Genomic DNA, 13,201 nt, shown 5'->3' with positions numbered 1-13,201 from the left:
CCCTTTCCCGGGGCTCGGTTACTGCTGTTTGTCTTGTGGTCGAGGGGCGCCGGCCGGCCCGCGGCGACGGGCCGGCCGGCGGCCGATCAGACGTCCTCGACGCTGGAGGGCTCGCGGCGGGACAGGTCGATGCCCAGCTCCTCCGCGGCCCGGAACACCTCGTCGTCGGTGTCGCGCAGCTCGATCGCCTGCCCGTCGCCGGACAGCACCTCGACGTTGAGGCACAGCGACTGGAGCTCCTTGAGCAACACCTTGAACGACTCCGGGATGCCCGGCTCGGGGATGTTCTCGCCCTTGACGATCGCCTCGTACACCTTGACGCGGCCGAGGATGTCGTCGGACTTGATGGTCAGCAGCTCCTGCAGCGCGTAGGCCGCGCCGTAGGCCTGCATCGCCCAGCACTCCATCTCACCGAAGCGCTGGCCACCGAACTGCGCCTTACCACCCAGCGGCTGCTGCGTGATCATCGAGTAGGGGCCGGTCGACCGGGCGTGGATCTTGTCGTCGACCAGGTGCAGCAGCTTCAGGATGTAGACGTAGCCCACGGAGATCGGCTCGGGGAAGGGCTCGCCGGACCGGCCGTCGAACAGCCGCGCCTTGCCGGTGGGGGCGACCATGCGCTGCCCGTCCCGGTTCGGGATCGTCGACTCGAGGAGGCCGACGATCTCGTCCTCCTTGGCGCCGTCGAACACCGGCGTCGCCGTGCGGGTGCCCGGCTCCGCCGAGCGCGCCCGCTCGGGCAGGTTGGCCGCCCACTCCGGGGTGCCCTCGACCTGCCAGCCGGACTTCGCGACCCACCCGAGGTGGGTCTCCAGCACCTGCCCGACGTTCATCCGGCCGGGCACGCCCAGCGGGTTGAGCACGATGTCGACCGGGGTGCCGTCCTCGAGGAAGGGCATGTCCTCCTGCGGCAGGATCTTCGCGATGACGCCCTTGTTGCCGTGGCGCCCGGCGAGCTTGTCGCCGTCGGAGATCTTGCGCATCTGGGCGACGTAGACCCGGATCAGCTCGTTGACGCCGGCGGGCAGCTCGTCGCCGTCCTCGCGGGAGAACACGCGGACGCCGATGACCTTGCCGGACTCACCGTGCTTGACCTTCAGCGACGTGTCGCGGACCTCGCGGGCCTTCTCACCGAAGATCGCGCGCAGCAGCCGCTCCTCGGGGGTCAGCTCGGTCTCGCCCTTGGGCGTGACCTTGCCGACGAGGATGTCGCCGGGGACGACCTCGGCACCGATGCGGATGATGCCGCGCTCGTCGAGGTCGGCGAGGACCTCCTCGGAGACGTTCGGGATGTCCCGGGTGATCTCCTCGGCACCGAGCTTGGTGTCGCGGGCGTCGACCTCGAACTCCTCGATGTGGATCGAGGACAGGACGTCGTCCTGCACGAGGCGCTGCGACAGGATGATCGCGTCCTCGTAGTTGTGGCCCTCCCACGGCATGAAGGCGACGAGCAGGTTCTTGCCCAGCGCCATCTCGCCCTGGTCGGTGCACGGGCCGTCGGCGATGACCTGGCCGACCTCGACCCGCTGCCCCTCGTCGACGACGGGGGTCTGGTTGATCGAGGTGCCCTGGTTCGAGCGGCGGAACTTCAGCAGCCGGTAGGTCTGCCGGGTGCCGTCGTCGGCCATGACGGTCACGTAGTCGGCGGTGGAGTCCTCGACCACGCCGGCCTTCTCGGCCACGACCACGTCACCGGCGTCGACGGCGGCACGCAGCTCCATGCCGGTGCCGACCAGCGGGGCCTCGCTGCGCAGCAGCGGGACGGCCTGGCGCTGCATGTTCGCGCCCATGAGCGCGCGGTTGGCGTCGTCGTGCTCGAGGAACGGGATCATCGCCGTCGCGACCGAGGTCATCTGCCGCGGCGAGACGTCCATGTAGTCGACGTTCTCGGGCGACAGGTAGTCGACCTCACCGCCCTTGGTGCGGACCAGGACGCGGTCCTCGGCGAACCGGCCCTGGGCGTCCAGCGGCGAGTTGGCCTGGGCGACGACGAAGCGGTCCTCCTCGTCGGCGGTCAGGTAGTCGATCGTGTCGGTGACCACGCCGTTGTCCACGCGGCGGTACGGCGTCTCGATGAAGCCGAACGCGTTGACCCGGCCGAAGGACGACAACGAGCCGATCAGGCCGATGTTCGGGCCTTCCGGGGTCTCGATCGGGCACATCCGGCCGTAGTGGCTGGGGTGCACGTCGCGGACCTCCATGCCGGCCCGCTCGCGGGACAGACCACCCGGACCCAGCGCCGACAGGCGGCGCTTGTGGGTCAGGCCCGCGAGCGGGTTGGTCTGGTCCATGAACTGGGACAGCTGGCTGGTGCCGAAGAACTCCTTGATGGAGGCGACGACCGGCCGGATGTTGATCAGGGTCTGCGGCGTGATCGCCTCGACGTCCTGGGTCGTCATCCGCTCGCGGACGACGCGCTCCATGCGGGAGAGGCCGACCCGGATCTGGTTCTGGATCAGCTCGCCGACCGTGCGCAGGCGACGGTTGCCGAAGTGGTCGATGTCGTCGACGCCGTGGTCCGCGTCGCCCGCGTGCAGGCGGACGACGTACTCGATCGTGGCGACGATGTCGTCCTCGGTCAGCGTGTTGGTGCTCTGCGGCACCGAGACGCCCAGCTTCTTGTTGACCTTGTAGCGGCCGACCTTCGCCAGGTCGTAGCGCTTGGGGTTGAAGAAGAGATTCTCCAGCAGCGCCTGGGCCGACTCGCGCGTCGGCGGCTCGCCCGGACGCAGCTTGCGGTAGATGTCGAGCAGGGCCTCGTCCTGGCCGGCGATGTGGTCCTTCTCGAGCGTGGCCAGCACCGTGGGCGACCACTGGAAGTGCTCGCGGATGCGGTCCTCGGTCCAGCCCAGGGCCTTGAGCAGGACGGTGACCGGCTGGCGGCGCTTGCGGTCGATGCGGACGCCGACGGTGTCGCGCTTGTCGACGTCGAACTCCAGCCACGCACCACGGCTGGGGATGACCTTGGCGCTGAAGACGTCCTTGTCCGACGTCTTGTCCAGGGTCTTGTCGAAGTAGACGCCGGGGCTGCGGACGAGCTGCGAGACGACGACGCGCTCGGTCCCGTTGATGACGAAGGTGCCCTTGTTCGTCATGATCGGGAAGTCGCCCATGAACACCGTCTGGCTCTTGATCTCGCCGGTGGTGTTGTTCATGAACTCGGCGGTGACGAACAGCGGCGCCGCGTAGGTCATGTCCTTGTCCTTGCACTCCTCGAGGGACGCCTTGACGTCCTCGAAGCGCGGGTTGGAGAAGGACAGCGACATCGAACCGCTGAAGTCCTCGATCGGGGAGATCTCCTCGAGGATCTCGGCCAGACCGCCGACGGCCGCGGCCTGCTCCTCGGGCGAGAGGGTGGCCCGCCACTCGGGGCTGCCGATCAGCCAGTCGAACGAGGCGGTCTGCAGGGCCAGGAGGTCCGGCACCTCGAGCGGCTCGCTGATCTTGGCGAAGGAGACGCGGAGCGGCGCGCCCGGGATCTTCTGCTGGTCGGCCTCGCCGGTGCGGGGGCCGGACTGCGGGGTGGTGCTCTGCGGGGTGGGTGACTCGGTGGTGCCTGCGGAGATGCTGGTGGGGCGGGAGCCTGCCAAGATGCGTCCTTCCAAGGACCTCACGACGTGCGGGCGGTCGGTGCGGGTTCGTCCTGGGTCGTCGTCGGTTTCGGCGGGGCTGCACCCGGCCTGCGGCGAGGCCAGCACCAACGGTCGGCGGGGTGCTCGGGAGAGGCCCCCCGGGCACCCCAGGTGACCCGTCTCGGCGGGCAAGCAGTCAGGGGGCAGCGCAACAGGGAACCCTACCCCTGCTCCAGCGCACTGTCCACGTCGGGGGCGGTGATCACCGACACCACCCCGGGAAGGACCAGCGACGCTCCGCCAGGGGCGGGAGTGCCGCGTCGATGATGCCAGGCCCGGGGCGTCCCGGCAGTCGCCACGCCGGGCCGGCCCCCGCGAGGTGGACCCGTCGCCGTCCCGGCCGGCCCGCCGCCGGACGCGGCAGAGGCCGCCCTCCCCGGGGGGAGGACGGCCTCTGCGGTACAGCGGTGGTGCTACCCGGCGACGCGGGGTCGCCGGGGAGGGGTCACTTGACGGTGACGGTGGCGCCGGCGCCCTCGAGAGCGGCCTTGGCCTTCTCGGCGGCGTCCTTGGCGACCTTCTCCAGGACCGGCTTCGGCGCGCCGTCGACCAGGTCCTTGGCCTCCTTGAGGCCGAGCGAGGTCAGGCCGCGCACCTCCTTGATGACCTGGATCTTCTTGTCACCGGCGTTCTCGAGGATGACGTCGAACTCGTCCTGCTCCTCGGCAGCGCCCGCGCCACCGTCGCCACCGGCGCCACCGGCGGCCGGGGCGGCCGCGACGGCGACGGGGGCAGCGGCGGTGACCTCGAAGGTCTCCTCGAACTGCTTCACGAAGTCGGACAGCTCGAGGAGGGTCATCTCCTTGAACGCGTCCAGCAGCTCGGTGGTGGAAAGCTTGGCCATGTCGATCTCCTTCTGGGTCAGTCGTCGCTGGCCGCGGCGTCGGCGGCGTCAGCGGTGTCGGGGGTGGTGTCAGCAGCAGAGGAGTCGGCAGCCTCGGCGGGCTTCTTCTCCTTGAGCGCCTCGGCCAGGCGGGCGACCTGCGACAGCGGGGCCTGGAACAGGCCGGCGGCCTTGGTCAGGTTGCCCTTCATCGCGCCGGCCAGCTTGGCCAGGAGCACCTCGCGCGGCTCGACGTCGGCGAGGGCGGTGACCTCGGCGGGCGTGACCGTGCGGCCCTCAACCACGCCGCCCTTGACGACGAGCAGCGGGTTGGCGCGCGCGAAGTCACGGATGGCCTTGGCGGCCTCGACGACGTCGCCCTCGATGAAGGCGATGGCCGTCGGGCCGTTCAGCAGCGGGCCCAGGTCGGTGTGCCCGACCGAGTCCGCCGCCCGCTTCGTCAGGGTGTTCTTGACGACGGCGTAGCTGCTGCCCGCACCGAGGGAACGACGCAGCTGGGTCAGCTGCGCCACGGTGAGCCCGCGGTACTCGGTGAGCACTGCCGCGCTGGACTTCTGGAACCGCTCGGTGATCTCGTCGATCACCACGGCCTTGGCCTGCGTGGGCACGGGGCCTCCTCTCGTCTGTCGGGTGACCACCGGACGGTGCACGACGACGGGCGATCGGGGCCCGGAGACGAGGAACGCCCCGGCGCAGGCGCACGGGGCGAGGGCGGGAGCGGCGAGCGCCCCGCGATCGAACCGTCCTCCTGCGCGGGCCGCCCGGGTGATCCGGGACCTTCGATCGCACGCGGACGTGCGACGACCAGCGGTCGTGGGGGGAACGGCGACCACTGTACGGCATCCGCGGCGGGGGGCGGCGCCCACCCCTCGGGACGCAGCAGGGCCCCGCGGCGCGGTGCGCTGCGGGGCCCTGCGGGGTGCCGGCCGTCCCGGCGGGGACGGTGGCGGCGCGTCAGGCGGTGGGCTCGTCCACCGTGAGGTTGCGCGTCCGGTTCGGGTCGACCGGGATGCCGGGGCCCATGGTGGTCGAGATGGTGACCTTCTTCAGGTACCGACCCTTGGCGGCGGCGGGCTTGGCACGCAGCACCTCGTCGAGCGCGGCGGCGTAGTTCTCGACCAGCTTGGCCTCGTCGAAGGACGCCTTGCCGATCACCAGGTGCAGGTTGGCCTGCTTGTCGACGCGGAAGTTGATCTTCCCGCCCTTGATGTCGTTGACGGCCTTGGTGACGTCGGGGGTCACGGTGCCGGTCTTCGGGTTCGGCATCAGGCCGCGGGGACCGAGGATGCGCGCGATGCGGCCGACCTTGGCCATCTGGTCGGGGGTGGCGATCGCCGCGTCGAAGTCCAGGAAACCGCCCTGGATGCGCTCGATCAGGTCGTCCGAGCCGACGACGTCGGCGCCGGCGGCCTCGGCCTCGGCGGCCTTGTCGCCGGTCGCGAAGACGATGACGCGGGCGGTCTTGCCGGTGCCGTGGGGCAGGTTGACGGTGCCGCGCACCATCTGGTCGGCCTTGCGCGGGTCGACGCCCAGGCGCATGGCCACCTCGACGGTGGCGTCGTAGGCGGTCGGCGAGGTCTCCTTCGCCAGACCCGCCGCCTGCAGCGGGCTGTACAGGGCGTCCCGGTCGACCTTGGCGGCCGCCTCGCGGTACTTCTTGCCGTGCTTGGCCATGGTGGTGTCCTCTCCCCCGCGCCGCGGCGCGGGAGTCTCGTGGTGCGCGGGCCTGGCCGGCCCTCCCACGGGTGCTGCCGGTGCCCGTGTGGGCACCGGGTGGTGCGTGCGGCCGCCGGTCGGGGCGGCCCGGGGCTCAGCCCTGGACGGTGATGCCCATCGACCGGGCGGTGCCGGCGATGATCTTCTCCGCCTCGTCGAGCGAGTTGGCGTTGAGGTCCTGCATCTTGGTCTGCGCGATCTCGCGGACCTGGTCACGGGTGACGGTGGCGACCTTGGTCTTGTGCGGCTCGCCGGACCCCTTCTCGACACCGGCGGCCTTGAGCAGCATGCGCGCGGCCGGCGGGGTCTTGGTGACGAAGGTGAACGAGCGGTCCTCGAAGACCGAGATCTCGACCGGGATGACGTTGCCGCGCTGCGACTCCGTCGCGGCGTTGTACGCCTTGCAGAACTCCATGATGTTGACGCCGTGCTGGCCGAGCGCCGGACCCACGGGCGGGGCGGGGGTGGCCGCACCGGCGTTGATCTGGAGCTTGATGACCGCGGTCAACCGCTTCCTGGGGGGCATTCCATTCCTTCTTCGTGGGATACGTGCCTGGTCTTGGCTGGAAGGCCCCCTCGCAGGGGCCCGCGCCGAGCGTGCGAGGTGCGGGGGGCGAGGGGGTCCTAGATCTTGCTGACCTGGGTGAACGACAGCTCGACGGGCGTCTCGCGCCCGAAGATCGACACCAGCACCTGCAGCTTCTGCTGCTCGGCGTTGATCTCGTTGATGGTGGCCGGGAGGGTGGCGAACGGGCCGTCCATGACGGTGACCGACTCGCCGACCTCGAAGTCCACGACCGTGGTGGGCGCCGCGACCGCGGTACCACCGGAGACGCCCGGCTCGGCGGCCTTGGCCGCGACCGGCACGGCCGGCGGGGCCAGGAGCGTGACGACCTCGTCGATCGACAGCGGCGACGGGCGCGAGGTGGCCCCGACGAAGCCGGTGACGCCCGGGGTGTTGCGCACCGCGCCCCACGACTCGTCGTTGAGGTCCATGCGCACCAGGAGGTAGCCCGGCAGCTTCTTGCGGTTGACCTGCGTCCGCTTGCCGTTCTTGATCTCGGTGACCTCCTCGGTGGGCACCTCGATCTGGAAGATGTAGTCCTCCATGTCCAGGGACTGGATGCGCGACTCGAGGTTGGTCTTCACCTTGTTCTCGTAGCCGGCGTAGGAGTGGATGACGTACCAGTCGCCGAACTGGCTCTTCAGCCGGTTGCGCAGCGCCTCGACCGGGTCGGCGTCCTCCGGGGCGTCGTCGGCGGCCGGCGCGACCAGCGGGTCCGACGCCAGCGTGTCGGGGTCGCCGCTCTCGACGTCGGGCACCTCGTCGGCCACGGCGGTGGCGGTGTCCTGGTCGGCGGTGTCGGTGCTGCCCTCGGCCGCACCGGTCTCCCCGGCGCCGGTCTCGAGGTCGACGCTGCCGAACTCGTCGACGCGGGCGTCGTCGAGGTCGATGGAGGGGACGGCGCTGTCGGTCTCGAAGGGCTCGCGGGGGTCGGTCACGGAGGTTGCTTCCTTTGCGTCGTGTGCGGCGGGCGGGGTCGGTCAGCCGAAGACGGCGAGCACGCCCTGCGCGAAGAGGAGGTCCAGGCCGGCGACCAGCGCGACGATGAAGGTCACGAAGACGATGACGACGGTCGTGTAGGTGATCAGCTCACGGCGCCCCGGCCAGATGACCTTGCGGAGCTCGGCGACGACCTCGCGGAGGAAGCGCCGCAGGCTGCGCCGCTGCCGGGTCTCGGCGGCGCGGGCCCGCTCGGCGGCCGCCCGGGAGCGGGTGCCCTGGCCCTCGGCGGCACGCCCGGAGGGCCGGCTCGCGCCTCGCTCGCGGGCGGGACGGCGGGACCGCGGGGCGGCCGGCTCGTCCTCGTCGTCCTCGTCGCCGGCGGTGATCCGGCCGCCGCGGCGACGCGCGGAGCGGGGGACGACCTTGTCCTCGGCGGACTCCGCCTCCTCGGCCACGGCGTCCTCGGCGGCCTCCAGCTCGGCGGCGTCGTCCACCCCGGGGGCCTCGCGGTCGAGCTGCTCGTCGGTCGCGTCGGAGACGGAGCGGGAGTCGTCCTCGCGTCCGCGCTTCTCGTCGCTCACTGCGCCTCGCTGCCCTGGTCGTCGGTGGCCCGGCCGCTGGGTCGTGGCCGGCGGGGTGGTGCTGGTTCCTCGGCGGTGCTGCCGTGTCCGTGGTGCTGTGCGTGCTGGTCGCCGGTGAGGTCTCCGGCGGCACGGGCAGGGGTGACAGGACTTGAACCTGCAGCCTGCGGTTTTGGAGACCGCTGCTCTGCCAATTGAGCTACACCCCTAGTGCCCGGGACTGCTGCCCTGAGCTGGGCCCGGGGGACGCCTCGCCTCGCGCGGGCACCGTCTCCCCGAGGGGATCCGGGGCACGCCGGTGGCGGGGTCGAACACCCCAGGACACCTAGTGTACCCAGACCGTCCTGGTGCCGGACCAACGGCCCGGCGACGGCCGCCCGGAGGGCCGCCGCGCGACCGCGGTCAGGCCAGCCGGACGACGGCCCGCGCGAGCGACAGGACCTTCTCGCCGGCGCTGGTGACGGTCAGGTCGACGCGGACCCGCTGCTCGTCGAGGACGGCCGCGACGCGGCCGCGGACGGTGACCTCCGCGCCCGTGTCGTCGTCCGGCACGACCACGGGACGACCGAAGCGCACCTGGTACTCCACCAGCGCGGCCGGGTCGCCGGCCCAGTCGGCCACGGCCCGGCCCGCCAGGCCCATCGTCAGCATCCCGTGCGCGATGACGCCGGGCAGGCCCACCGAGGTGGCCACCCGGTCGCTCCAGTGGATGGGGTTGAGGTCCCCGGAGGCACCCGCGTAGCGGACGAGGTCGGCCCGCGTCACGGGGAACACGCGCTCGGGCAGCTCGGCGCCGACCGCCACGTCCGCGGCGCGGACGCGGGCGCTCACGCGGCGCCCCGGGCCACGAGCATCGAGGTGGCCGAGCACACCGGCTCGCCGTCCTCGGTGGCGACGTCGACCCGGGTCGTCAGCAGGTCGTTGCCACCGATGCTGCGCACCGCCTCGATGGTCGGGGTGGCGACCAGGCGGTCCCCGGCGCGGATCGGCCGGTGGTGGACGAAGCGCTGCTCGCCGTGCACCACGCGGCTGTAGTCCAGGTCGACGTCCGGGTCCTCGACCACGACGCCGGCCGCGGACAGGGTCAGCGCGATCGCGAACGTCGGCGGGGCGACCACGTCGGGGTGGCCGGCGGCCCGGGCGGCCTCGACGTCGGTGTGCACCGGGTCGGTCGAGCCGAGCGCCGCCGCGAACTCGGCGATCTTCACCCGGCCGACCTCGTACACGGCAGAGGGCGGGTAGCTGCGCCCGACCAGTCCTGCGTCCAGCGTCATGCTCCCCGCCCTCTCCGGCGTTCCTCGCGGGCTACCGCGTCAGCGGGTCTCGCGGTGCACGGTGTGCTTGCGGTCGTGCGGGCAGTACTTCTTCAGCTCGAGCCGGTCGGGGTCGTTGCGCCGGTTCTTGCGGGTGATGTAGTTCCGGTTCTTGCACTCCTGGCAGGCCAGGGTGATCTTCGGACGGACGTCGGTGGCTGCCATGGGTGCTCTCCCAGCCTTGTCGGGCGGGCCCGGGGGCCCGGGTGCGGGCGGGGCGCCCACACGACGACGGACCCCGGCGACCGGGGTCCGTCAGGAGTAGCGGTGACCGGACTTGAACCGGTGACACAGCGATTATGAGCCGCTTGCTCTACCAGGCTGAGCTACACCGCCGGGATGACCTGCGGCCCGGTCTCGCGACCGGGCCGGGGTCACTGCTTGCTACGAGCCCCTTTACGGAATCGAACCGTAGACCTTCTCCTTACCATGGAGACGCTCTGCCGACTGAGCTAAAGGGGCGGTGGCCGGAGCCGTCGTGAACTGTACCCGACGCCGTCGGCACCCCGTCGGCGGGGGTCCACCTAGGTGCGGACGAACAGCCGCCGGTGCGTCGCGCCGGGCGCGGCCGAGCGGACACCGGCCCGGGCGAGCAGCCAGCTCTCCAGGCGGTCGTCGGGCAGCGGGCGGCTGACGAGGAAGCCCTGCAGCTTGTCGCAGCCCATCTCGGCGAGGGCGTTGCGCGTCAGCTCGTCCTCCACGCCCTCGGCGACCACCCGCAGGCCCAGGTTGTGCGCCAGCTCGATGATCGACCGGGCGATGAACGACTCGCCCTGGCTGGTGGACATGCCCAGCACGAAGGACTTGTCGATCTTGACCTCGTCGATGGGGAGCTGGCGCAGCTGCGACAGCGACGAGTACCCGGTGCCGAAGTCGTCCATGGACAGCCGCAGGCCGAGTGCGTGCAGGTCGGCGAGCACGGTGCTGCTGCGCACCGAGTCGTCGACGACGCTGCCCTCGGTCAGCTCCAGGATCAGCAGCTCCCCCGGCACGCCGTGCCGGCGCAGCGCGCGGGACACCCGCTCCACGAGGTCGGGCTCGGCCAGGCAGCGCGCGGAGAGGTTGACCGAGACCGACAGCGAGATGTCCTGGTCCAGCCACTTGCGGCAGCGGGCGAGCGCGAGGTCGAGCACGTGGTCGGTGAGCGGCCCGATGCGGCCGATCTGCTCGGCCAGGTGGATGAACTCGTCCGGGGCCACGGCGCCGTAGCGCGGGTGCGCCCAGCGCACGAGGGTCTCCACGCTGACGATGTCCGACGTCCGCGCGTCGATGATCGGCTGGAAGACGACGCTGATCTGCCCCTCGGCCATCGCCTGCTCGAGCTCGGTGCCCAGCTGGAGGCGGCGCAGGCTCTGCTGGTCCAGCACCGGGTGGTAGCTGGCGACACCGCCGCCCGCGGCCGCGGCCAGCAGCGCGACGTCGGCCCGCTGCATCAGGGTGCCGGAGTCGGTGCCGTGCACGGGGGCCGCGGCGACGCCGATGGTGAGGGAGACCTCGAGGTCCAGGCCGGCGACGCGGGCCCGGGTCGAGGTGGCCTCCCGCAGCCGCCGCGCGGCCCGCTCGGTGGCGGCCAGCGACAGCCCGGGCAGCAGGACGGCGAACTGCTCGCCCTCCATCCGGGCCAGCACCGCCTGCGCGGGGGCGTGCTCGCGCAGCAGGCCGGCGGTGACCAGCAGCAGCTCGTCGCTGGCCGCGTGCCCGAGCGTGTCGACGATCTCGGTGTGGTTGTCCAGCGAGGCCAGGATCAGCCCGGCGCGGGCGGTGACCTGGTCGGCGCCGAGGAGCTCGTCGATCTCGGTGACCAGCCGCTGCCGGTTGGGCAGGCCGGTCAGCCGGTCGTGGTCGGCGTCGTAGCGGATCTGGATCAGCAGCTGCTGCTGCCGGATGGCCGCGTTGACGTGCGTGAGCATCGAGTCCAGGGCGGCGCGCTCGCCGTCGGCGAAGGTGACCAGGTCGCTGCGCCGGTCGCAGACCTCGAGGTACCCGGGCTCCCCCGCGGCGGTCGCGATGGGTGCGCCCAGCACCTCGTGCGCACAGCGGCGCGCGAGGGCCGCCCGCTCCTCGTCGTCGGCGCGGGCGCCCGAGACGAGCACGGCCCCGGACGAGCGCGGGTCCAGGGCACGCCGGCGGACCAGGTCCTCCGAGTCGCCGGGCCCCTCGTACCAGGCGGCGCCGTCCTCGGTGTCGACGATGAGTCGCGGCTCCTGGTCCAGGTAGGGCGGCAGCCAGAGGGCCACGCGCTCGGCGTTGAGCAGCTCCCGGACCGCGGCGACCATCTCGCGCACGCCCTCGTCGTCGGGGCTGAGCGCCTCCACGCGGCGGGCGAAGTCGTAGACCTGCTCGACGGTCCGCCGCTCCCGGGACACCGCCGCGAACCGGCGGAAGAGCAGCACGACCGCGGCGGTCACCGGCAGCATCAGGACGGCGGCCCATGCCGTGAGCGGCAGCAGCAGCATGGTCACGACGGCGACCGAGACGGCGAACGGACCGACCGCGACGATCGGGACCAGCTGCTCGCTCCAGTACTCGCGCCCCGGACTGCCACCCGACAGACGGATGGCCAGTGCGACCATCGCGGCGCTGGCCAGGTCGGCGGCGAGCACAGCGACGACCAGGGCCGCCCAGGACCGCGGGTCACTCAACGACGAGCTGGGGAACGCCTGGACGACCGCCACGGAGACGGCAGCCTCTGCCACGGCGACCGCGCCGTTGTAGCAGGCCTTGGCGGGTGAGTAGGGCCGGGCGAGGAAGGTGACGGCCAGCGCCAGCACCCGCGCGACCGCGATCCACAGCCCGCCCAGGTGGACCAGCCCGATGGTGAGCCCGAGCTCGGTCACCGACCAGCGGACGGTCTGCTGCCGGAAGTCGAACCGGAGCTGCACGCTCTCCGTGACGGCGAAGGCGGCTGCGACCACCAGCAGGGGCAGCCACTCGAAGCGCGCCGGCGCGGACGGGAAGACCAGCACGGCGAGGACCAGCGCCACTGCGACGCCGACGACGGCGATCACAGGCAGGGGCAGGGGCCTCCGGAGTCCCACCCGCGCAGTCCCGGAACTGGTCACGTCACCCGACTCGCTAGGAGGGACAGAGCGGCGCTGAGGCTACAGCGAGTGACGCCAGCGAGGAATTGCACATGACCCGGAGGGGTCAGACCGCCAGAGACGGTCCGACCCCTCCGGTCAGTCGTGTCCGGGTTCAGCGCCCCCAGGTGGTCCCGCGACCCCAGGTCGTGCCGCGGCCCCACGTCGTCCCGCGACCCCACGTCGTGCCGCGACCCCACGTCGTCCCGCGACCCATCTCACGCTGCGTGTTCATGACGCCTCCTCAGGCATGAAGAACTGGCTCTCTTCGATGCGGGCTTCACCCGGGGCGCGGGGACAGAGCGTCAGTCGGTGTACGGACCGCACCCGCGACATTGCTTCCCGTCACTCCTTCGGGGCAAGCACCGACGATCACGACAGGGTGACGAACCGTGATGTCGCTACGGTGTGTCACGCAACGTCCTTGATCCGTCACCCAGGGGGGTGACGGATGGGTCCCCAGGGTGTTCGTCCGGCCGTCCACAGGGAGGGCCGCGGCCGGGCGGGGCGGGGCCCCAGCCGTCCACA

Annotated in this window: 11 protein-coding genes and 3 tRNA genes; all 14 read right to left on the bottom strand. The window is 71.9% G+C overall.

Annotated features, from left to right (window positions below):
* Window positions 1-86: 86 nt before the first annotated feature.
* A complete protein-coding gene (rpoB, locus tag ACI781_RS03265) occupies window positions 87-3,590 on the bottom strand; it encodes a DNA-directed RNA polymerase subunit beta (RefSeq protein WP_456564642.1) in 3,504 nt (1,167 codons plus the stop codon).
* A 487-nt stretch (window positions 3,591-4,077) separates the two neighbouring features.
* Window positions 4,078-4,476, bottom strand: coding sequence for a 50S ribosomal protein L7/L12 (rplL, locus tag ACI781_RS03260; protein WP_456564641.1), 399 nt, complete (start codon window positions 4,474-4,476; stop codon window positions 4,078-4,080).
* Between the two features lie 17 nt (window positions 4,477-4,493).
* On the bottom strand, window positions 4,494-5,084 hold the full coding sequence (gene rplJ, locus ACI781_RS03255) for a 50S ribosomal protein L10 (RefSeq protein ID WP_456564640.1): 591 nt from the start codon (window positions 5,082-5,084) through the stop codon (window positions 4,494-4,496).
* 346 nt (window positions 5,085-5,430) lie between these two features.
* Window positions 5,431-6,150, bottom strand: coding sequence for a 50S ribosomal protein L1 (rplA, locus tag ACI781_RS03250; RefSeq protein WP_456564639.1), 720 nt, complete (start codon window positions 6,148-6,150; stop codon window positions 5,431-5,433).
* Window positions 6,151-6,286: 136 nt separating this feature from the next.
* The gene (gene rplK / locus ACI781_RS03245) at window positions 6,287-6,718 is read right to left on the bottom strand and encodes a 50S ribosomal protein L11 (RefSeq protein ID WP_456564638.1); all 432 of its coding nucleotides are present in this window, start codon (window positions 6,716-6,718) and stop codon (window positions 6,287-6,289) included.
* Window positions 6,719-6,816: 98 nt separating this feature from the next.
* The gene (nusG, locus tag ACI781_RS03240) at window positions 6,817-7,695 is read right to left on the bottom strand and encodes a transcription termination/antitermination protein NusG (protein ID WP_456564637.1); all 879 of its coding nucleotides are present in this window, start codon (window positions 7,693-7,695) and stop codon (window positions 6,817-6,819) included.
* Window positions 7,696-7,737: 42 nt separating this feature from the next.
* Window positions 7,738-8,280 (bottom strand): preprotein translocase subunit SecE, encoded by a 543-nt coding sequence (gene secE / locus ACI781_RS03235; protein ID WP_456564636.1) that lies wholly within the window; start codon window positions 8,278-8,280, stop codon window positions 7,738-7,740.
* Window positions 8,281-8,416: 136 nt separating this feature from the next.
* Window positions 8,417-8,489, bottom strand: a tRNA-Trp gene (locus ACI781_RS03230).
* A 193-nt stretch (window positions 8,490-8,682) separates the two neighbouring features.
* Window positions 8,683-9,111: a MaoC/PaaZ C-terminal domain-containing protein gene (locus tag ACI781_RS03225; protein WP_456564635.1), complete on the bottom strand. Its 429-nt coding sequence runs from the start codon at window positions 9,109-9,111 to the stop codon at window positions 8,683-8,685.
* The gene (locus ACI781_RS03220) at window positions 9,108-9,554 is read right to left on the bottom strand and encodes an FAS1-like dehydratase domain-containing protein (protein WP_456564634.1); all 447 of its coding nucleotides are present in this window, start codon (window positions 9,552-9,554) and stop codon (window positions 9,108-9,110) included. The genes ACI781_RS03225 and ACI781_RS03220 overlap by 4 nt, the downstream gene beginning before the upstream one ends.
* 39 nt (window positions 9,555-9,593) lie before the next feature.
* The gene (gene rpmG / locus ACI781_RS03215) at window positions 9,594-9,758 is read right to left on the bottom strand and encodes a 50S ribosomal protein L33 (protein WP_091941123.1); all 165 of its coding nucleotides are present in this window, start codon (window positions 9,756-9,758) and stop codon (window positions 9,594-9,596) included.
* A gap of 97 nt (window positions 9,759-9,855) precedes the next feature.
* Window positions 9,856-9,929: transfer RNA gene (locus ACI781_RS03210), tRNA-Met, on the bottom strand.
* 53 nt (window positions 9,930-9,982) lie between these two features.
* A tRNA-Thr gene (locus ACI781_RS03205) sits at window positions 9,983-10,055 on the bottom strand.
* Between the two features lie 62 nt (window positions 10,056-10,117).
* Entirely contained in the window at window positions 10,118-12,601 is a 2,484-nt protein-coding gene (locus ACI781_RS03200; protein ID WP_456564633.1) for a putative bifunctional diguanylate cyclase/phosphodiesterase, read from the bottom strand.
* Window positions 12,602-13,201 lie beyond the last annotated feature (600 nt).

This window comes from Blastococcus sp. SYSU D00695 (assembly GCF_054050555.1).
This window is presented reverse-complemented; position numbering and strand designations above follow the sequence as displayed.